Raw genomic sequence first — 21,655 nt, 5'->3', positions numbered from 1 at the left:
GGTAAAGACGGTTAGTTTATTAAGCGTTGTTCGTTAATAGATATAGCGCAGACCAATGCTGACTCGTCTGCCCTGGTTAATCACTCCCGTACTCGGCTGTAGGCCGTGGGCGGGGGTGTAATACTGCTTGTCGGCCAGGTTTTTCCCCTCTAGTGTCAACAGCCAATTTGTTTGCAGTTGATATTGTAGTTTGGCGTTGAATACAGTGTAGTTGTCCGTTTTTTCGCCGCTGGTGAGTTGGCGCTCGCCTTGAAAAATCACGCTGCTATTTAGGTTCCATCGACCTTTGTTTAAATTCCAGATAAACGAGGCAAATTCATCGGCATCGCGAAAGCTCTGTTCAGGTTTGTTTGCTAAATAACTTAAGTTCAAACTCAGCTGCTGAGCTTGACTGAGTTGCCAGCTGTACTCGAATTCGGCGCCGTTGGATTTATCCTGATCTTGATTGGCATAGACGCGATTGCCGTTGCTTTCGGTGATCTGCAAAATTGCGTTGTCAAACTGGTTTTCATAGATGCTAAATTGCAGGTAGTGCTGCGCCAAACTTAACTGCCAACTTAATTCCAGAGTCTTTACATTTTCCGGTTCAAGCTGATCATTGCCGCTGATACCTGGTGCATTGACGATGCGCCGCTCAGCTGCCGTTGGTGCACGAAAGGCCTCGTTGTAAAGTAGTTTAATCGATTGTTGTTCGCTGAGGTGTTGTACCCAGGTCAGGCGGGGGCTGTATTTGTGCCCAGATCCTGAAAAATAATCGTAACGCAGGCCCGCGACAAGTTGGCTGTGTTCAAACCACAGGCTTTGATGCTGCACATAGGCGCCGTAAATATCCTGCTGCATCTGGCCTTGAATAATGGTGTTTTTGCTTTGTTCGCCGTAATACGCCGGTGGAATAATACCTGCAGCTAAGTCGCTGAGTTGATAATTGCTCCAGGCCCAGCCGTCGCGAATATCTAAGTGGCGATATTCAAGGCCACTTTGCAGGCTCTGGGTATCGGATAACTCAAGGTTTAGCCGCCAGCGCAGCTGGCTGCTCAGTGAATTGCCCTGGATTCTTGCCTCCATGGCCGGGCTACCGGGGCCAAAATCGCCATCGCTGGTGAATATCGTTTGCGCTTCACCGGTTGTTTGGCTAAATGCCGCTGAAAAATCGTGTTGAGCCTTGTTGTGTTGCAGCCTGTGCTCGGCACTTAAGCGGTAATAATTCACATCGTTGTAGTTAAATTCATCGCTGATGCGTTCAAAAAAATAGAAGTCATCCTGGCGGCTAATATTGCTTAAAAATGCCATGCGAGTGTTGCCGTAAGCAAGCTTGATATGGCTAAAAAGTTGTTGTTGTGGGTCTTGCGTTTTGATTTGCCCGGGGCCAAAGCTGCTTTCAACCGAATATGTTTCGCCTTCGCTGCTGTCGTAGTTAAACTGCCAGTCGAGCTTTAATTTTTTGTTACTGTAGTGGTGCTGCCAATCCACGCGCTGCTGCTGGTGGTTGCCGAGCCCGGCAGATATCTGCTTGCTGCCCTCGACCGTGCTGATATTTATTACGCCCATCATTGCATTTGAACCGTAGATGGCCGCGCCGGGCCCGCGAATAAACTCCACTTTGTCGATGCTATTTAGTGGCATCTGCGCAAGAATTTGAAAACCCGATGCGTTGCGCGCGTTATCGACCCGCAAGCCGTCGACCAGAATAAGGATTTCAGCACTGACATTGGCAATGCGGCGGCCGCGCGAACTTAAAGCGTAGTCGTAAGGGGTATCGCCCATACGTATAACTTGAAAGCCGGGTACCAGGGCTGCAAGTTCATACAGATAATTAGCGCCGAGCTGCTGGATCTGCTGCTGGTGGTAGACGGTAACCGATGACGGCACACTTAACAGGTCGTGATTGGTCAGGGTTGCCCCTTGGATGGGGGTGTTTACCAGGGTTTCTAAGTCGAGGCTAAGTAGCTGTTCGAGCCTGTTATCCGCCAGTACAGGCTCAGCCAAAATACACAGTAGCGCCGGCCACAATCTCACGGCTAATCCCCATTTTATTGTTAATCGTTTGATTATCGTTTGATTATAGTTCAGCGACGGCGCTTTCACTCATCTTCCACTGCATCTTCAGCGCGGCTTATGGGCTTGTCGGCCTGCGTCAAGCCTGCGGCATCTGGCTAAGCGTACCCGGCAAGGCACAGCCTACAAAAATCGCCCAGAGCGCAGGTGCAGGTGCAGGTGCAGGTGCAGGCGCAGGCGCAGCAAAGCTCCTTGCTTGATTTAACAAAAGCTGTCGATGCTGATTGCGCCATAGTCGTCTTACTTGGGTGTAACAAATGTAATAGCGCTGTGTTTCGTCTGGCGAATAGATAATAATAGCTTGCAAATGATATTGGTTCTCATTGGTGTGGTTTTGCTGTAGCTGGCTTCAGTTGTGCGGGCCACCTGCCTGTCTGGGCCTGGCTGATGTATCTGTGCATGTAAGTGAGTGTCTAAGTTTGTGCCTAAGTTAGAACAATCTATCGAGTCGATTATCGCCGATGCCACCGCCAGTTATGGTATTAAGCGCTGGGGCAACGGCTTTTTTGAAATTAACCAGCAAGGTCAGGTAGCGATTGTTAATCGCAAGCACCCTGAGCAAGGTTCTTTGTCGCTGTTGCAGGTCATACACGGTATGCAGGTGCGCGAGCTTCATATGCCGGTGTTGTTGCGCATTGAAAATATTATTGACCAGAGTATTCGCGAGTTAAACGAGGCCTTTGCCGAGGCGATCAGCAAGGTCGAATATCGAGGGGCTTATCGCGGCGTATTTCCGATCAAGGTAAACCAGCAGGCGCATATTGTCGAAGAAATTGCGCATTTTGGTTCGCGTTATCAGCACGGTTTTGAAGTTGGCAGTAAGGCTGAGTTGATTGCAGCACTTGCGAGCACAACGTGCACAGAAAGCCTACTTGTGTGCAACGGTTATAAAGATAAAGAATTTGTTGATCTTGCTTTGCAGGCAAGCAAGTTGGGCACGCCCTGTTTTTTGGTGATTGAAACCCCCGCTGAGCTGCCGATCATTATTGAGCGCAGCCGGGCTCTGGGCATTGAGCCGCGTATTGGTGTGCGGGCAAAAATGATGTCCAAGGTCGGCGGTTACTGGAATTCAACCAGCGGTGATCGCAGTGTCTTTGGTTTATCAAGCGCACAAATGATCCAGGTGATCGATCGTCTGAAAGAGCACGACATGTTGCACTGCCTGCAAATGCTGCACTGTCACCTCGGCTCGCAGATACCGAATATTCGCGATATCCGCGCAGGTGTTAGCGAGGCCTGTCACTACTACGCCAGTCTCTGCAAAGAGGGCGCGTCGATGTCGCATATTGACCTCGGTGGTGGCCTGGCTGTCGATTATACGGGCGCACACTCGCAAGATGGTCAAAGCCGTAATTACTCGCTCAGTGAGTACTGTGAAGATGTCGTCGATACCATTAAAGCAACGCTTGATAGTTATGCTCTGCCACATCCGACGATCGTGACCGAGTCGGGGCGGGCGACGGTTGCGTACTCGTCCATCTTGCTGTTTAACGTACTGGATGTAACGCGCTTTGAAGCGCTACCAATGGCCGCCGGGCGCGATGAAAAACACGATTTAATCGACAATATGCGCGAGATACTTGAGTACTTAAAGCCAGAACGTATTCAGGAGTGTTATAACGATGCCCACTACTACCGCGATGAGCTGCGGGAACTGTTTAAACGCGGCCGCATCGGCCTGCGTTTACGCGCAATTGGTGAAAATTTATTTTTAGATGTTTTAAGCCAAATTAAAGCCGTATTAGAAAATATGGAGCAGCTGCCCACCGAGCTTGAGGGCTTGGATGATTCCCTGGCTGATATCTATTACGGCAATTTTAGTCTGTTTCAATCTTTGCCCGATAGCTGGGCGATAGATCAGCTTTTTCCTGTTATGCCGGTGCACAGGCTGGATGAAAAGCCCGATCGCCACACGGTGCTCGCCGACATAACCTGCGACTGCGATGGAAAAATTGACCGTTTTATTGGCGCCCACGGCGCTAAAAAAACCTTGCCTGTGCACTCCCTAAAAGACGCCGAAGAATACTATCTTGGGGTATTTTTGGTCGGCGCCTATCAAGAAACACTCGGCGATTTACACAATCTATTTGGCGATACCAATGTTGTCAGTATTCGCCTGAATGATGATTCGAGCTTTGAGTTCGTCAAAGAAATTCACGGTGATTCTATCGCCGATGTGCTTGAGTACGTTGAATTTCAGCCTGCCAATATGAAGCTGCGTTTTCGCGATAAGGTTGAAGCGGCGGTAAAAGATGGGCGTATTAGTGCGCAGGAGCGCCAGCAAATGATTAATAGCTTTAATGCAAGCATGCAAGGTTACACCTACTACGAAAAAGATGTTTAGCTCTAAATACAAACCATAGGAATCGATTGTGAAAAAAGTACTTATTATAGGTGCCGGCGGCGTTGGCCAGGTAGTGGCGCATAAGTGTGCGCAAGTAAGCGAGGTCTTTGGTGAGATAGTTCTGGCAAGCCGAACTGAATCAAAGTGTAAATTCATTGCCGATCAGGTTTATCAGCAAAGTGGTGTAAGAATTAAAACCGCCCAGGTTGACGCAGATAGTGTCGACGAGCTTGTTCGGCTCTTTGATCAGCTTAGGCCCTTTATGGTGATTAATGTCGCCTTGCCGTATCAAGACTTGACGATTATGGATGCCTGTTTAGAAATGGGCGTGCACTATCTTGATACGGCAAACTACGAGCCGCTAGATAGCGCCAAATTTGAATATAAATGGCAGTGGGCCTATCAGGAAAAATTTAAGCAAGCAGGTTTGATGGCCTTGCTTGGTTCCGGTTTTGACCCCGGCGCAACAAATATGTTTACCGCTTACGCCGCAAAGCATTATTTTGATGAAATTCATAAGCTCGATATTATCGATGTTAACGGTGGTGATCACGGCTACCCGTTTGCAACAAACTTTAACCCCGAGATTAATATTCGGGAAGTCACGGCTGAGTGTCGCCACTGGCAAGATGGCGAGTTTGTAAAAAGCGCCGCAATGTCAACCAAGCAGCGTTTCACCTGCCCTGACGAAGTTGGTAGCTACAATATCTACCGCATGTATCACGAAGAGTTGGAATCACTGACTAAACACTATCCGAGCTTAAAAAAAGCTCAGTTTTGGATGAGTTTTGGTGATAGTTACTTAAAACATCTTGAGGTGCTTGGCAATGTCGGCATGACGGGCATCGAGCCGGTTGATTTTAACGGCAGTAAAATTGTACCACTTCAGTTTTTGAAAACCCTGCTGCCAGACCCATCAAAGCTGGGGCCGCGTACAAAAGGCAAAACCTGCATTGGCTGTGTTGTCGAGGGCGTTAAAAACGGTGAAAAACGCAGCGTGTATGTTTACAACGTTAAAGATCATCAAGACTGTTTTAATGAGCTTCAGTCGCAAGCTATTTCTTATACCACTGGTGTGCCGGCGATGATTGGCGCCAAGATGATGCTAGAAGGTAGTTGGATGCAGGCGGGGGTTTGGAATATGGAGCAGCTTGATCCCGATCCATTTATGCAGGACATGAATAAATACGGCCTGCCGTGGAAGCTTGTTGAAGAGCCCGGCTTTGATCTGCTCTAGCTGATCAAAGCCGCTTTGTTAGATAGCAACAGCCTTGAGCCTCGCATTGAGCTTTACTTTTGCCGAAATGAAGCGCTTGAAAATAAGGCGCTGTTTAATGACATGCTTAACAGCCTTGCCGACGAGGAGCGTCAGCGCTGTCGCGCAATGAGCTCAGAATTACAGCGTCATCAGTTTGTTTTGGCGCGCTTTATGTTGCGCCAGGCACTTTGTCAACATGCGCCAGCTATGCCGATGGCGGCATGGCGCTTCACTGCAAATAGGCATGGCAAGCCTGTTTTAGCTTCACCTTCAGGCGCTCAATCCATTAAATTTAATTTGTCGCATACGCCAGGTTTAGTGGCACTTGCTGTTGTCCATGGTGCTGGTGGCGTAGAGCCCGGAATTGATGTTGAGCCAATTACTAAGCCGGTCTTTAACTCGGCTTTTGCTGAGCATTATTTTGATAGCCGTGAAGTTGCTGTCCTGAACAAGCTGGCGCCTCGCCAGCAAGCCAGAAGAGTAGCTGAGCTATGGACTTTAAAAGAAGCATTTGCCAAGGCCCGGGGGCAGCCGCTATGGCCAAGCTTGACTGGCGATGTATTTAGTTATCCGGATCAGCATTTGTTAAGACTTGAATCTTGCGTTGATGGCAGCGATGAAATTTCCCGGTGGCAAGCCTATCTGTTCGATGTGGCGCCAAATTATATTTTGACACTGGCCCTAAAATCCCAGGTCGTTGCCAGTGATCTTAAGCTTGTTACAAAAGAGTTTTTCCCGGGGGAGGGGCTGTTTGAGGTGAACTTGCCTATTGCACGGCGCTTGCGCCCCACTTGTATTAGCCACTTGTATTAGTAGCGAGGTGTTATGAGTACAGCTTCATTGAGCTGTGACCCTGAAAATGGGCCAATTGTTTCGACATTTTTACGATATGTACTGCCGTCGACCTTGAGCCTTTTGGCAATTTCCACGGCCAGCGTTGTCGACGGATTTTTTGTCGGTAACTTTATAGGTGCTGACGCATTAGCTTCGATCAACCTGTTGATGCCTTATTTTGCATTGCTATTTGGTGTTGCATTGATGCTGGCTGTCGGCGGTTCAGTAAAAATTAGCATCAGCCTAAGTAAAAAAGACCATGGCTCTGCAAGCCGGGTGTTTAATCAGGTGTTTTTTGCTGTATTGGCTATGAACCTGGTTCTTTGTCCGCTGGCCTTGTTATTTAGTCATCAGTTATTTGCGGCTCTGGGCGCGCCACAGAAGTTATTTGTACTTATGGATGAGTATTTCAGCGTCTTATGCTTGGCGATGCTGATTCAGCTGTCAGGCTTGGTGCTTTATTATTTTGCTCGTGCAGATAATCGGCCTGAGCTTGGTATGCATGCGCTTTTGCTTGGTGCTGGAACGAATATCGCACTTGATTTTTTGTTTATTTATGGCTTCGGTTGGGGCATTACGGCAGCGGCCTGGGCTACCTTATTGGCGCAGCTTGTACAACTTTTGTATCTGCTTCGACATTTTTTATCAAATAAAACAAGCTTGCATTTTGCGTGGCCAGGAAAGTCTTGGTCCGAGCTCGGTTTTTGCATCTACAATGGCTTCTCGGAATTTATTAACGAGATTTCTATAGGTATTGTAATCCTCGTTTTTCATTGGATTATCAGTCGACAAAGCGGTGCGGAAGGTATTGCAGCGTTTAGTGTGGTGAATTACCTGATATATATAAGCCTGATGATTTACTACGGCATTGTCGATGCTATGCATGTTTTGTTCAGTAGAAATATCGGGGCCGGCCTTGTTTACAGGGTGTCATCCTTTTTTAAGCTAGCGGCGTGTTCAATCGCAGTGCTCAGTTTGTTGCAAGTTGTATTCTTATTAAATTTTCAGGGCTTGGTTGCTGAGTTTTTTCTTGAACATGACGCTAAGCAAGCGCTCGCACTAACTCAAACCTATGTGCATATGATTTGGCCAATTTTTTTATTTAACGGTTTTAACGTATTAATCAGCGCATATTTGACGTCGTCAGAGCGCGCCATGCATTCGAGCATAATCGCATTATCGCGCTCACTCGTTTTGCCGATTGTTTTGCTTGTGCTACTTCGTGTATTGCTACCCGATATCGGGTTTATCTATGCCATCTCAGTTGCTGAGGCACTAACTTTTGTGCTTGCGCTTATATTTTTTATTTATTTTCGACCGGAAAAAATCATGTCTAAACAAGACAAATTACTCGAGGCCCGCTGCTAGCGAAACACTGTTCACTTAATGATGTAACGAGATGGTAGGGGCAAAGCTTGCACTTAAGTGAACAACATTGCGCTGCTAGCGGGTTTTTACTTGTTGTCGCAGCTCGTTGTGTAACATCTGTAACACTGCTGTTAATGAGAATTATTATCATGCAGTATTGTTTGGGTAGATAAACACATCGGTTTGGATTGAGTTGTGACCTTAACTTCTAGAGAAATTGCAGAACAGGCGTCTTTTCACGCTTTTGCCAATTGCTATTTGCGTGAGGTCGATGGCGGGCGCTGGTTGTCTTCGGATGAAATTCCGCCGCCAGATAAACGCCCGGATATTGTATTTCTTGGCAATCAATTATTGCAGCTCGACCTTCCCTGCGTGGGCCTGCATGTCTTATTTGATGTGGCGTATCGCTCTCGTGTTGGTCGCCATCATTTTCACGCAGTCTATACCTGTTCAAATACTGATTTTGGCGCTTGGCAAGGTGCTGAATTAATGTATCTCATTATTTCCCTTGTTCGTGAGCTTTATCAGGCACAGCTTTCGCCCTCGGGCAGCGACAGCTATAAAGACAGCGTTAAACTCAATGAGATGGAGCTGTTGTCGCGGGTGATGGATAGTTATCAGCTGATGACAAAATTTCTTGAGCTTCGTAAAGGTGATGCATCACTCTTAAGTGACTTATTTATTGACGCTGAACAAAGCGCTTTGGTAGGGCATTGGCTGCACCCGACGCCTAAAAGTCGGCAGGGTATGGCGTTTTGGCAGCTCGCTCACTACAGCCCCGAGCTGCGTGGAGCGTTTCAGTTACATTATTTTAGCGTTGATAAAAGCTTGGTGCTCGAGGCTTCGCTGCTTGATAACAGTGCCAGTCAAATTTTAGCTGACGAACTTAAAGCCTGCGATACCGTATCAATCGAGCCTGGCCATGTGGCTATTCCTGTCCACCCTCTGCAAGCGCATTTTTTATTGTTGCAAACTTGGGTGCGTGATTTGCTTGCCGACGGACGTATGAAGTACTTGGGTGAGCGTGGCGATGCTTATACCGCTACCTCGTCGGTAAGGACCTTGTTTAACGCTAAATCTAAGTGGATGCTCAAGTTTTCAATTCCAGTAAAAATCACTAATTCCTTGCGCAGTAATATGCGTGATGAGTTGGAAGATGGCATGTTGATACATAGCTTTCTGGAAAAGAGCGGTTTTATGGCGGCCAACCCTCAATTTAAGATGGTCGACGATCCTGCTTATATTACTGTTAATAAGCCCGGTGATGGCGAGGCTGAATCTGGCTTTGAACTGGTGCTGCGTCGAAACCTGTTTAGCGATGGCTATGGCAAGAGCAAGGGCGAGGGCGTGTGTACAGTGTTGTCACTTTGTCAGGCTTCGCCGCTGGGGCTCATTGATAAGCCGACTTTACTTAAACAAGTTATTGAAAAGTTGGCCGATAAAGAGCAGCGCTCGCTTGCTGATGTTGCAATGCATTGGTTTGATCGTTACTGGCACTGCTCGATAGAGACCTTGATTAGGCTTTATGATGAGCACGGCATCGCACTTGAGGCGCATCAGCAAAATGCCCTGTTAGACATCTCTTCTGGTTATCCGTCTTGTTTTTATTATCGCGATAGTCAGGGTTATTACATCTCCAAAAATTATCACAGCACCATCGCTTCAGTTGAAGATCAGATGCGTTTCTCTCGCATGATTTATGACGATAAATGGATTTTTAATGCGTTTTCTTACTACGTTGTTGTCAATCAGCTATTTGCAATTATCTATCGTTTGGGGGCGGACAAGCTGATTGATGAGCAAAGCCTTATCAAGCGCGCTCAAGCTAAGCTTCGGCAACAACACCAGGCCATGAACGGCATCGGTGCGGCCTTTATTGAACATTTATTAACTAGCGCAGAGTTGAGCTCTAAGAATAATTTGCTTGCTCGCGTGAATGATATTGATGAATTGCACGAGGGCATGGAGCGCTCGGTTTACGCAACGATGAAAAACCCACTGTGTGAGCATGCTGAAAATACGTTTACGCGGGAAAACGACAAAAAAGGTACGAACAATGCTGCATATGCGTATTCTTGACGCGCAAGCGCTGACACAAAATCTGCGCGATCGTTTCGGGTCTGACTTAGTCTCGTACTTAAGTAAACCCACTATTGCAGACGAGGTCGAGCGGCGGGTGCTGCGCCAGTTTGTCGAGGCCTTGTTGTTTGAAGGTATTGTTACGTATTCATCCATGCCGCGAAGCGATAGCGATATTAGTGCAGACGCCGATGCAGTGTTTGATTCGCTTTTTAGCTTTTCTATTGCAGATCAAGTGTTTCGCTGTATAGGCAGTGTGCGCGTATTTGAGCGTGTGCGTATTGCACAGGGGACGATTCAGTTGCTTGTCGGCGATAACTATCGCGAAGTACGTTTGGATGAGCTTATTGCCGCGTTGGATATTGAGGCTGACGCTAAACAGCGGCTGTTTGCTGAGCTGATGCAAACGGTGGCTTTTTGCCGCTGGAATGAGCATACGCTTGCGCATCATTTAACATCGCGCCGCGAGCTTAGTTTTACGGAGTTAGAGTCGGCCATTACCGAAGGTCATCTCTATCATCCCTGTTTTAAAACCCGCAGCGGCTTTTCCCTGGCAGATCACCAGAACTACGGCCCGGAGGCCGGGCAGTCTTTTCAGTTTTGTTGGTTGGCTATCGTCGATACTCAGCTCGATCGTTCGCTGACAGATAGCGATGAGAAATTCTGGCGCCGCGAGATTGGTGACGATGTTTTTGAACAACTCAGCAAACGCCTTGCTGAACGAAGCCCGCAGTTAAATGGCGCAAAGCGTTCCGGCGATTGGAAAAGTTACGCGCTGGCACCTATACACCCGTGGCAGCTCAAAGCACTTAAGCATCAGGGCTTGGCTGAAGCCCTGGCGACCGGGGAAATTATCGAGCTCGGTGTGGCAGGCGATTATTATCAGGCATCACAATCACTGCGCACCTTGCTTAATGTCAGTCACAAGCGCAAGGCCAATATTAAAGTTCCACTAAATATTATTAGTAGCTCGGCTCATCGCAATTTGCAGCAACACTTTGTTTGCACGGCCGCTGCAATTTCAACCTGGCTACAAGATCTGGTTAAAAACGATGCGTATTTACAGCAGAAAAATTGTTTGATTTTGCTAAGTGAGTACGCGGGCCTGTTATACGAACCCAGTAATCGCTCGTTAAGGCAGCAGATGGATGGCCGTGTCGGTGCAATTTTTAGAGAAAGTGTGCTCGACAAGCTTGAAGTCGGGCAGCAGGTGCTGCCTTTTAGCGCCTTGATGTTGACGGAATCCGACGGCCGGCCATTTATTGCCAATTGGTTAGATCGGTATGGGCTCGAGCAATGGCTGGAGCAGCTGCTCGATACAATGTTGCTACCTCTGTGGCATATGCTGGTTCACCACGGCGTTGCGTTTGAAGCGCACGCGCAAAATTTATTGCTGATACATCAAGATGGTTGGCCAGAAAAAATAGTATTACGCGATTTTCACGAAGATATCGAATATGTCGAGTCGTATTTAAACGATCCGGGCAATACGCCCAAGCTTAGTGAGGTGGATAGCTACTTTGAGCATATTGCCGCAGATGAAGGTTTTAGTAAGAGCTCAGTTGAATCACTGCGAGAGATGGTAATGGATACCGTATTTGTATTTAACCTTGCCGATCTGTCGTTCTTGCTTGAGCGATTTTACCACTATAGCGAAGCCGATTTCTGGCGTTTTTTGTGTAGAAAACTCGCTGACTACCAAGCGTTAGGCATTACCGAAAAATCGCGCATCGATTTGCTCCGTGCGTTTGACCAAAAAATTATGGTTGAGTCGCTGCTTAAGAAGAAGATTATGGATGGCGGGCCGCTTGAGCTATTTGAACATCGCGTACAAAACCAACTGTATTTGAGCTCATTGAGCTTGCAGCTTCCGCAATCAAACTGAAACAAAAAACAAGCGCTAAGTGTGCCTGATGCAGGCGAATTAGGATCTATATGTTTTACGTGAACGACCAATATTACGATGCTTCGTTTATAGCCAGCTGTCATCGTCAGTTTAAGCAGCACGCGCTGCTTAACGATGCAAAAGGCTTGCGCCTAACTGTTCGTGTTGATAACAGCGAGCTTTGGTTGGCGCTTTGTCTGTATGCTCAACAGCACGATATATCGCTGTTCCCGCTGCCAGCAGATACGCCGATCGCCGCTGCCAGGCGCCGGGCCGAGCGCAGCGGTAGCCACTACTTGCTCTGTGGCGGCGAGAGTGTACTCGAGTTATTAAATAGTTTTGAGAGCGTGGCTCGAGATCAAAATAAGCGCGAGCGAGATACAAACGCAGTGCTGGTACAAATGAGTTCGGGCACAACCGGCGAGCCCAAATACATCGAGCGCACGTGGAAGAGCATCGATACCGAACTTGATAGTTATGTGAAACACTTCAGCGATGCCGACTCGATGACTCCTGTCGTGGCCTGTCCACTAAGCCATTCTTACGGCTTGATCTGCGGCGCGTTGGCGGCTTTTAAGCGCGGTCGTGAGCCGCATCTAATCGCAAACCTTAACCCCAAATACATACTGCGCAAGTTGCGCAGTGTAGAGCAGGGAATTCTTTATTCGTCACCGGTATTAATCAGTACGCTGGCCATGATGCTCAGCGAAGATCAGCCGCTTTACGCGGTGATGTCATCGGGCACGTTAATGCACACGCAGTGTTTTGATCGGGTTAAAAATAAAGTGCGTTTTTTCTATCAGCAATATGGATGTTCGGAAGTAGGGTGTATTGCTCTCGGAACTGGCCTTCATTCGCCAAATGATGTTGGCAAGGTATTGCCACATTTAAGTGTTAGCGCTGGAACAGATGTATCACAGGCCGCTGAAATCGTCGTGAAACGCGGTGACGGCAGTGAAGTCTTAAGTCGGGATCTTGGGTATTTTGATAAGCGAGGGCATTTGTTTTTCCTCTCTCGCATCGATGACATGATCAATGTCAGTGGTCTAAATGTTTATCCGGCTGAAGTTGAAGAGGTCGTTCTGGCTATGCCTGAAATTAGTGATGCTGCGGTGTTTAAACGAGCTCATAGTTTTGCCAATGAGCAGGTGTGTTTGCAATATCAATCTAAGGTGCATCTGGACGACGAAAAAATTAGAACCTGGTGCAGAGAAAAGCTTGCAGCGTATCAAGTACCGATGCACATCCAGCGGGTCGATAAAATAGAGCGTATGGCTAATGGCAAGCTCAGTCGCAAGAAACTGTCTGAAGCCTTGCTTTAGGCATGCTCAGATCGAAATTTAAGTTCTGCAATATTAATCCAAATCCCTACTGAGTTTTTATGACAAGAGAACAAATTGTTGAGGCTATGTTTCAGGTGTTAAGTGAGAAAATGTCTCATGCGAACCTGGATAAATTCCAAAGTGACGCACGCTTGTTAGAAGATCTCGCGTTAGATTCTTCACTTATTTTGCAGTGGCTCATGTTTTTGGAGCTTGATCACGGGCTTTCGATAACGGAAGACACTTTGATGAATCAAGACTTTAAAACTGTGCGGGAAGTCGCGCAGTTAATGTACGAGGCCCAAGGTCTGCCGAAGGTGGAGAAGGGCTTGGAAGTATATGAAGACTTAAAAATTCACTGCGTCGCCAGCTGCCTTGCTGAAATTGTCAAACGCCAAAGTGGCTTCGATCATCGTATTCTGTATTTTGCTGTATGGGATGCAAAGGTCTGTGTCAGTGACCGTTATGTGCTTAGTTATCACGATCAAAACATTAGTCACCAGCACTTCTTTGATTGGTATGAAACACTTTATGGTATGAAGGTTAGCCCTTGGTATCGGCACGATATCGAGAAGCAAAAAAACCTTGAAACCCTGGCTGAACTGGTCGCAAAGCGCAAGCCGGGGCAACACATTATGGTCATGCTTGATATGTTCCAGTTGCCCGAGCGGGAAAATGAATTTAGCAAGGACCCTTTTCCTCACTATGTCATGCTCGGGCCGACGCCCGACCCAAAGCTGTGGTTTATGTATGACCCCGATTATCGCTGGGAAGGTGTTATAAAAAAACAGCGTATTGTTAACGCTGTTTCGCAGCCGAGTGTCGCGGGTGGCTATGTCGTTAGTGAGCAGGGTTTAAGACCCACGTCGCTCGCGCAAGTAAATGCTTATTTTGACGCCTGTTTTATCGCTGATAGTAACCCATTGACGGATGCGGTGAGAAATATCGTTGAGGCCCATGCGCTTGGGCGAGACAAAAACGGTGCTGAACTAGCACTTAAACACCTCGCTTCAGCGCTGGAGGAGGTGCAGGTACTATCGCTTAGAAAATACGCCTATGAACATGGTTTTGCTTATTTCTGGCGAGCGCTCGGCCTGCCTGAATCTGAGTTTGATGATTACTGTGAGCTTATCGATCGTTTAGTTAAAAGCTACAAGTTGATTCAATTTCAAGCAATGAAACTAGCCGCGAGTGAGGAGTTAAGTCTGCTGGACAAAATTCGTTCTCTGCTCGATGAGCAAGATAAACGTGAGTTTGAAATAAAGGCGCACTTAGTTGCAGTTAAAAATCAGTGGGCTCAAACCTTTGTTGCAAAAAAAAACGAAGCGCTAGTGGGAGTTGAAGTGTGAAGTTATCTGTTTGTACGATCTCGTTTCGCCACCAGTTGATCTCGCTTGAACAAATTGCACTTTGGGCCAAGTGCCATCATTTTGACGCAATTGAACTGTGGGGTGTGCACGCTAAGAATATGAGTGACTTCCCCCAATACGATAGAGATTGGCTCGAGAGTCTCGGTTTGTCGGTATCTATGCTCAGTGATTATTTGCCGCTAGATACACAAGCGAGCAGCGCGGCGGAAAATGCAGGCTTGTTTTGTCGTTTGGCCAGGCAGTGGGGCGCAAAAAAGTTGCGGACTTTTTCAGGTTCCAAAGCCAGCGCCGATATCAGCGATGAACAACGAGCACTGTGGACTAAGCGTTTGCGTGAACACTGTGTTATTGCCGACGACTACGGTTTGCAACTGGTGGTTGAAACTCATCCCAATACCCTGGCAGATACGCTCGCTTCAACTAAACGCCTGATCGAAGAAGTGAATCACCCTGCACTGCGTATCAATTTTGATGTTATTCATGTTTGGGAGATGGGCAGTGAGCCGGTGAATGCATTTAGCCAACTCGAGCCAAAGGTTGTGCATGTACATCTAAAAAACGTCGCCAGCAGAAAACAACTGCCTGTTTTTGCTCCGGCCAATGTTTACGCACCGGCCGGAACACGCGAAGGCATGTCTACGCTGTTTGAAGGGCAGTTTGATTATCGTCGTTTCCTTTGCGATGTTTTTAGAAAGAGCACACTGGACTGGTCTGAGCTCGATGCATCTTTGGAATGGTTTGGGCCAAATAGTATTCGCACGCTCGAGCACGATGCAAACAAACTAAGGGCGCTTGCTCTTAATAGCGATTTTGCAGCGAATAAGCTTAACAACAGCCTGGCGCCGGTAATTTAAGCAATGACGAGTACAGATAGTCAGCCGGGCCTAAGTGGGCTTGCTACGCCTTATTATTTGGTTGATGAATGCCGAATGCTAAAAGCGATGCAGCGCATTCACTACGTTCAACAGCGATCTGGGGCAAAGTCAGTGCTCGCGCTGAAGTGTTTTTCAACCTGGTGCTGCTTTGATTTTATGCGTCAGTATATGGCAGGTACAACAAGTAGCAGTTTATACGAGGCGCGATTGGGCTACGAAAAGTTTGGCGGTGAAACGCATGCTTACAGTGTTGCCTACGATGACGACGAGCTAAAACAGACACTCAAGTACTGTGACAAAATCATATTTAACTCGTTAACACAGCTCGATAAGTATCAAAGCAATGTGCCTGCGAATGTTTCAACTGGCCTGCGTTTAAATCCTGGCCTGGGCTTTTCGCGCTACAGTCTCAGCGACACCGTTGCTAAATACTCTCGACTTGGTGTTGCTTTTGACCAACTTCCCGACGGGCTCGAGTCGTTAATCGACGGTGTTATGTTGCATATGAATTGCGAAAACACCAGCTATTCCAACTTTAGTGCGCAGCTTGATTGGCTTGAGCGCCATTTGGCGGGTTTATTAGCCAAGTTACGTTGGTTAAGTTTAGGCGGTGGCGTTGCGTTTACCCGAGATGACTACGCGCTTGAGGATTTTTGTCTGCGTTTAAAAGACCTGTCTGATAAATATCAGCTACAGGTCTATTTAGAGCCCGGTGAGGCATCGGTAAGCCAGTCCTCATCGTTGGTGGTGACGGTGCTTGATCTGGTTGACAATGGCCTGCCGACCTTGATTGTTGACGCAGGTGTAGAAACTCACTTATTAGATGTTTTGATTTATCGTTTTGCACCAGCGCTGGAAGGGGCGACGGCAATTGAAGAACACGAGCTTGAAGCTGCGCTGGCACAGGGAAAAACCGTCTACCGTGTATGTGGCCGAAGTTGCCTGGCTGGTGATGTATTTGGAAACTATGTGTTTGACAAGGCGATTGCGCCCGGTCACCAACTGGTTTTCACCGATGTGGCCGGTTATTCGATGGTCAAGAAGAATTTTTTTAACGGCATAAAAATGCCATCAATTTGCCATCGAGATATTCGCGGAAAAACACGGCTGATCAAAGCCTTTTCCTATGAAACGTTTCGCGATTTTTTATCTTAATTTAACTGGGCAATAATTGCTTTCTTGATGGCAGCGTGGTGCGCTGGGTGCTGTTGCGCCGGAACTACAATCATTTCGGGGCCTTCGTTGCTGCCGGCCGCGCTTGTGAGGCGGCGTAGTCTATGTTTGAGCAAGGCATTGATACAGCAGTGTTTTTGGGCCGAAAAGCACTGTACTCGCACACTCATTGTTGAGTACTATTCCGGGCGCGTTTAAGGCTGAGTTTTGAGCCGTGTTTTGATTGCCGCCGTTGGCACGATATAACTTACTAAGATTTATGAATTATTATTTACCGCCCGAGTGGCACCCGCAAGATGCTGTTGTGCTAACCTGGCCTCACAGCCAGACGGACTGGGCTTCGCAGCTCGATGACGTTGAGCGCTGCTACCGCGCTATCGCCCGCGAAGTACTTAAGCGCCAAACCCTGCTGGTGGTCTGTCACGACGAACACCTGGCTTCTTATGTGCGCCAGTACTTGCTCGATGCGGGCCTCGATTGCAGCAAGCTCATTTGCCTGGTGCAGGCCTGCAACGATACCTGGGCGCGCGATCACGGGCCGCTGACACTGGTTGCTAAACATAATGCCAACGGCGAAGCCTTGCCCTGTATTGCGCTCGATTTTATTTTTAACGGCTGGGGCGGAAAATATGAAAGCCAGCTCGATAATCAAATTAACTCAGGCTTGGTTAAGCAGCCGTGGGTGGCTGCGCAGCATCAGCCTAAGGCGATGGTTTTAGAGGGCGGCGCCATCGAGGTAGACGGCCAAGGTCATTTATTAACAACAGCTAAGTGCTTGCTAAATAAAAACCGCAACCCCGGCTTAAGCCGCGAACAGATCGAACAGCAGTTAAATGCGGCGTTTGCGACAGACACGGTTTTGTGGCTTGAGCACGGCGCGCTTGCCGGTGATGATACCGATGCGCATATCGATACGCTTGCGCGTTTTGCGCCAAATAATACCATTGTCTATGTGCGCTGTGACGATGAACAAGACAGCCACTACGACGAGCTTAAACAGATGCAGGCGGAACTTGAGGCACTGCGCAATCGTGATGGCGAGCCTTTTTCATTGGTGCCGCTGCCGTGGCCCAAGGCCTGTTTTAATGAGCACGGCGAGCGTTTACCGGCAACGTACGCAAACTTTTTAGTTATTAATGGCGCAGTGTTAATGCCGGCCTACGGCCAGCCTGAACGTGATCAACAAGCCGCGCAGCAATTACAAAAAGCGTTTCCAGAGCACGACATCATCGCGATAGACTGCCTGGCGCTTATTCGTCAATTTGGCAGTTTGCACTGTATTAGCATGCAATTACCCAAAGGGTTTCTTAAATGACCGAATGTTCACAAGCTAAGCCAGTTAAAGTTGCACTTGTACAGCAGGCTAAAAGCGCTGATGTCGATAAAAATTTTTCCGATACACTCAGTGCAATTCGCGAAGCTGCAAGCAGTGGCGCGCGCTTAGTGGTGCTGCAAGAATTGCATCGTTCACTGTATTTTTGTCAGCAAGAAGAGCTCGCTAATTTTGATTTGGCCGAGCCGATTCCCGGCCCAAGCACCGACAAACTTGCTGCACTTGCGGCCGAACTCGGTGTGGTTATTATCAGTTCATTATTTGAGCGCCGCGCTGCGGGGCTCTACCACAATACTGCGGTGGTTTTCGATAGCGATGGCCGCATCGCCGGTTGTTATCGAAAAATGCATATTCCCGACGATCCGGGTTTTTATGAAAAGTTTTATTTCACGCCGGGTGACTTGGGTTTTGCGCCGGTGCAAACCAGTGTCGGTAAGCTCGGCGTATTGGTTTGTTGGGATCAGTGGTTCCCTGAAGCCGCTCGTTTGATGGCTATGGCCGGTGCCGAGATGCTGATTTATCCGACGGCCATCGGCTGGGATCCACGCGACGATAACGACGAGAAGCAGCGCCAGCGCAGTGCCTGGTGTATCAGCCAGCGCGCACACGCGGTAGCCAATGGTTTGCCGGTACTTAGCTGCAATCGCACAGGCTTTGAGGCCGACCCTGGCCCCGGTGGCGATGAAACTAAGGCCGGCGCGGGCATTGCCTTTTGGGGCACAAGTTTTGTTGCCGGCCCTCAAGGTGAACTGCTCGCTGAAGCCGGAGTTGACGACGAGTGTATTATCTACGCCGATGTCGATGTAAAACGCAGTGAAGCGGTACGCCAAATTTGGCCTTTTTTGCGCGACAGGCGCATTGATCAGTACGGTGATTTATTAAAGCTGTATCGAGATTGATGCCTTTTTTAGGCATTTAGTAACATCGTCGAATGCTTGTCGTAAGCACTATGCCCAAGACCAAACTCTACCAAGTTCAGGTAAAAAGCAGTAAAAAAATCACTGCACATATGCAGCGCATTGTTTTTTGCGGTGACGCTTTAGCGAGTTTCCCGGCAAATAGTGACAGTGCTTATATTAAGTTGCTGTTCCCGTTGCCTGGAAAACAGCTGCCAAGCGCCGCGGCCTTAGATGCCGGAGCCAAGTGTTTAATGCGAACCTATACGGTTAGGCTTTTTGACCCTGCCAAGCTTGAATTGACGGTGGACTTTGTTTTACACGGGCACGGCGGTGGCGGTGGGCCCGCCTCGGCTTGGGCGGCCCGTGCGATGGCCGGGCAAAGCATGAGTTTTTATGGCCCCGGCCCGGTAAAACTGCTTGATCAGCGAGCGGATTGGTTTTTACTGGCGGGCGATATGACGGCGCTGCCGGCACTTAGCTGCAAGCTTGAGCAACTGCCGAACAATGCCCGTGGTTACGCGGTGATCGAAATTTTAAGCGAGCAGGATAAGCAGCAACTGGACAAACCTGTCGGTGTGCAATTGCAGTGGGTCATTCGTCAAGCGGGGCAAGACGCTGCCGGGCAAGACAATATTTTTGTTGAAGCCGTAAAAGCGCTGCCGCGCTTGCCTGGTGAAGTATCGATCTGGGCAGCGTGTGAATTCTCGGCGATGCGCTTGTTGCGGCGTTATTTTAACGGCGAAACATTTACGGCCAATCGCAAACTTGGCAACAGCGCGTTTTATATCAGCAGCTATTGGAAACAACATAGCAGTGAAGACGAACACAAAGTTGCCAAGCGTCGCGATGCGCAGGCTCAATTAGATTCGAACTGATGCTAGACTCTAGCTCTTTCTTAGCTTGCCGCGACAAGGGGCTCGGCTTGCAGCTGCGTTTGTTGTTCGATACGTGTTTTTAGTGCCTGTAGAGTGCTTGGCAAGGCGCTTTCGAGTTTTTTTCTTACCATTAATTTGTGCATCATTTTGCCAAACACACCAAAGCGTAATTCGTAGTTTAGGCAAATCGTTAACTGGGTTGAGCCAGCGCCGGCATCAGTTAAGCGCCACTGACTGTTACTGCGGTGCAGCGGCCCGACCGGTGTAACGCTATAGCTTAAACTCTGGCCCGGGTTCCATTCAGTAATATACTCATCTATGCCACCAAAACCATCGATTTTACAGTGGCGGCCGTGGCCGATACCAAGTTTTTCTTCACCGATGGCGTAACTTTCGCTTACACCGGGTGCCCAGCGATAGACGTCGTCAAATTCTTCCAGGGCTTGCCAAACGGTTGCTCGATCGGCATTAATTTTTGTCATCGCTGACACTTCAAAACGTTGTGCGCTCATATTGCTCTCCATAGATTTAGCTAAAAACTTCGGTCTTGCTGCGTTCCAGGCCCTAGCTTAGTCCTCGAACAAAATGGCGATAAGTCTGCAAGTGCGCCAACGCTTGGTGCATAATTGCACCGCAATAAACACTCGGGTTGTTTTATGCTAATGCTTTTGGGGCCGCTATGAATTGGGATGACTTAAAGTTTTTTTGGCTGTTGCGCGCTGTGCTTCGGTGCGGGCGGCGGCGCTTGAGTTAAAGGTCAATCATGCAACGGTGTCGCGGCGCATCCGCGCTTTTGAGCAAAGCCTCGGTGAACGCTTATTTGACCGCGGCGCCAAAGGTTATGAATTAACCCCCGCTGCGCGCGATATCTACGAGCAGGCCCAGCACCTTGAGGCGAGTTTAAACCTGGTTTCCCGGCGCATGGCTGCCAAAGATCAAAAATTAGCCGGTGATTTGCGTTTGACTCTGCACGATGGCCTCGCCCAGCCTTTTTTGATGCAGGCTCTAAAGTCGTTTAGCGATCAGCACAGTGAGCTTGAATTTGAACTGATCGATACCGAACAAGCACTTGATCTTAGTCGGCGTGAAGCCGATGTTGCACTTCGCTTTTGTAGCCAGCCACCCGAGCACTTGATTGGCCGCAAGCTGGTCAATGTGCACCGCGCCTGTTATTACCCCAAGCACTTGTTACAGGCCTTAATAAGTGACGCGACAACAGACATGCTGCCAGATTATCTAGCCGATAAATTAAATTGGCTCGGCTGGAGCGAGGGGATGCGCAGGCCAGTGGGCAAGATAGCAAAAGCGTATCCGCGCTTTATCTCGCGCCATAAAATCATGAATATTCGCTTGCAGCACGAAGCCTGCAGGGCAGGTATGGGTGTTGCCATTTTGCCCTGTTTTATCGGCGATGCAGACCCGCAGCTTGCGCGCTTGCCGCCGGGGTGTTCGGAGCCAAGACTTGAGCTGTGGTTGCTTTACCACCCAGACTTGCGCAGCAGTAAAAAAATACAGGCGCTGGTACATTTCCTGTACGAGCTGATGGCGCAGCACAGAGACTTGTTTGAGGGGCGGCTCCCTTGCTCCAATGACGGTACTTAAGCGTGCGATGCGCAGCTGCAAGCGCTGCCGTCATTGGCACTGTGGCAGCCACTTTGCCCGGGAATAAACTTGCCGCGCTCAATTAAAAAACGAACGGCTTGCTCACAATCCATATCACTGACAGAGCAGGAATTAAAGCGGGCGTCGACACCAAATTGTTTTTCAATGGCCAGTATTAAGCCGGCCGCTGAATAGCCATGCTGATCTTGTTTAAGCAAAGCGAGTATGTCGTGAACGTGTTGCATTTGCTGCAGTTGCATAAGTTAAGCCCCATCGTTTAATACTAAATCGCGGATTTCAGCACGCTTGAGCATTGATGATTTTGCTGGGGATCAAGTTCGCTGTTGATTGCGCTATATCCAGTCTCTATTTTAAGCTGGGTG

Annotated in this window: 17 protein-coding genes; 14 read left to right on the top strand and 3 right to left on the bottom strand. The window is 48.4% G+C overall.

What is annotated here, in order from left to right; genetic code table 11:
- Positions 1-33: 33 nt before the first annotated feature.
- The gene (locus tag CFK45_RS12930) at positions 34-2,016 is read right to left on the bottom strand and encodes a TonB-dependent receptor plug domain-containing protein (protein ID WP_158224698.1); all 1,983 of its coding nucleotides are present in this window, start codon (positions 2,014-2,016) and stop codon (positions 34-36) included.
- 460 nt (positions 2,017-2,476) lie between these two features.
- Here CFK45_RS12930 and speA point away from each other — a divergent pair, with 460 nt between their 5' ends.
- From speA to CFK45_RS12860, 13 genes are all read left to right on the top strand, one after another.
- Positions 2,477-4,399 (top strand): biosynthetic arginine decarboxylase, encoded by a 1,923-nt coding sequence (gene speA, locus CFK45_RS12925; RefSeq protein ID WP_239923675.1) that lies wholly within the window; start codon positions 2,477-2,479, stop codon positions 4,397-4,399.
- A 28-nt stretch (positions 4,400-4,427) separates the two neighbouring features.
- A complete protein-coding gene (locus CFK45_RS12920; RefSeq protein WP_096086861.1) occupies positions 4,428-5,636 on the top strand; it encodes a saccharopine dehydrogenase family protein in 1,209 nt (402 codons plus the stop codon).
- Between the two features lie 102 nt (positions 5,637-5,738).
- A complete protein-coding gene (locus CFK45_RS12915; protein WP_414630755.1) occupies positions 5,739-6,470 on the top strand; it encodes a 4'-phosphopantetheinyl transferase family protein in 732 nt (243 codons plus the stop codon).
- 12 nt (positions 6,471-6,482) lie between these two features.
- Positions 6,483-7,859 (top strand): MATE family efflux transporter, encoded by a 1,377-nt coding sequence (locus CFK45_RS12910; RefSeq protein WP_096086859.1) that lies wholly within the window; start codon positions 6,483-6,485, stop codon positions 7,857-7,859.
- Between the two features lie 195 nt (positions 7,860-8,054).
- Positions 8,055-9,938 (top strand): IucA/IucC family protein, encoded by a 1,884-nt coding sequence (locus CFK45_RS12905; RefSeq protein WP_096086858.1) that lies wholly within the window; start codon positions 8,055-8,057, stop codon positions 9,936-9,938.
- Entirely contained in the window at positions 9,916-11,823 is a 1,908-nt protein-coding gene (locus tag CFK45_RS12900) for an IucA/IucC family protein (protein WP_158224696.1), read from the top strand. The genes CFK45_RS12905 and CFK45_RS12900 overlap by 23 nt, the downstream gene beginning before the upstream one ends.
- Before the next feature lie 50 nt (positions 11,824-11,873).
- Positions 11,874-13,145, top strand: coding sequence for an AMP-binding protein (locus tag CFK45_RS12895; protein WP_096086856.1), 1,272 nt, complete (start codon positions 11,874-11,876; stop codon positions 13,143-13,145).
- Positions 13,146-13,204: 59 nt separating this feature from the next.
- Positions 13,205-14,494: a DUF6005 family protein gene (locus tag CFK45_RS12890; RefSeq protein ID WP_143247583.1), complete on the top strand. Its 1,290-nt coding sequence runs from the start codon at positions 13,205-13,207 to the stop codon at positions 14,492-14,494.
- Positions 14,491-15,369, top strand: coding sequence for a sugar phosphate isomerase/epimerase family protein (locus CFK45_RS12885; protein ID WP_096086854.1), 879 nt, complete (start codon positions 14,491-14,493; stop codon positions 15,367-15,369). The genes CFK45_RS12890 and CFK45_RS12885 overlap by 4 nt, the downstream gene beginning before the upstream one ends.
- Positions 15,370-15,372: 3 nt before the next feature.
- Complete coding sequence (locus CFK45_RS12880) at positions 15,373-16,545, top strand: carboxynorspermidine decarboxylase (protein WP_096086853.1); 1,173 nt, start codon at positions 15,373-15,375, stop codon at positions 16,543-16,545.
- A 277-nt stretch (positions 16,546-16,822) separates the two neighbouring features.
- Positions 16,823-17,878 carry an agmatine deiminase family protein gene (locus tag CFK45_RS12870; RefSeq protein WP_096086851.1) on the top strand — a complete coding sequence of 352 codons (1,056 nt, stop codon included), beginning with the start codon at positions 16,823-16,825 and terminating at the stop codon, positions 17,876-17,878.
- Positions 17,875-18,795 (top strand): carbon-nitrogen hydrolase, encoded by a 921-nt coding sequence (locus CFK45_RS12865; protein WP_096086850.1) that lies wholly within the window; start codon positions 17,875-17,877, stop codon positions 18,793-18,795. The genes CFK45_RS12870 and CFK45_RS12865 overlap by 4 nt, the downstream gene beginning before the upstream one ends.
- Positions 18,796-18,845: 50 nt before the next feature.
- Positions 18,846-19,670 carry a siderophore-interacting protein gene (locus CFK45_RS12860; protein ID WP_096086849.1) on the top strand — a complete coding sequence of 275 codons (825 nt, stop codon included), beginning with the start codon at positions 18,846-18,848 and terminating at the stop codon, positions 19,668-19,670.
- 20 nt (positions 19,671-19,690) lie between these two features.
- Here CFK45_RS12860 and CFK45_RS12855 read toward each other — a convergent pair whose 3' ends face one another.
- Positions 19,691-20,182 (bottom strand): SRPBCC family protein, encoded by a 492-nt coding sequence (locus tag CFK45_RS12855; protein WP_158224694.1) that lies wholly within the window; start codon positions 20,180-20,182, stop codon positions 19,691-19,693.
- A 193-nt stretch (positions 20,183-20,375) separates the two neighbouring features.
- Between CFK45_RS12855 and CFK45_RS12850 the strand changes: the two genes are divergently transcribed.
- Positions 20,376-21,272 (top strand): LysR family transcriptional regulator, encoded by an 897-nt coding sequence (locus CFK45_RS12850; RefSeq protein WP_096086847.1) that lies wholly within the window; start codon positions 20,376-20,378, stop codon positions 21,270-21,272.
- Here the strand turns inward: CFK45_RS12850 and CFK45_RS12845 are convergent.
- A complete protein-coding gene (locus CFK45_RS12845; protein WP_204378477.1) occupies positions 21,269-21,532 on the bottom strand; it encodes a DUF2492 family protein in 264 nt (87 codons plus the stop codon). The two genes, CFK45_RS12850 and CFK45_RS12845, sit on opposite strands and share 4 nt — an antisense overlap.
- Positions 21,533-21,655 lie beyond the last annotated feature (123 nt).

The organism is Agaribacterium haliotis (assembly GCF_002312815.1).
Taxonomy (GTDB): Bacteria; Pseudomonadota; Gammaproteobacteria; order Pseudomonadales; family Cellvibrionaceae; genus Agaribacterium; species Agaribacterium haliotis.
The sequence above is the reverse complement of the archived record's forward strand: the minus strand, read 5'-3'. Positions and strand labels throughout refer to the sequence as shown.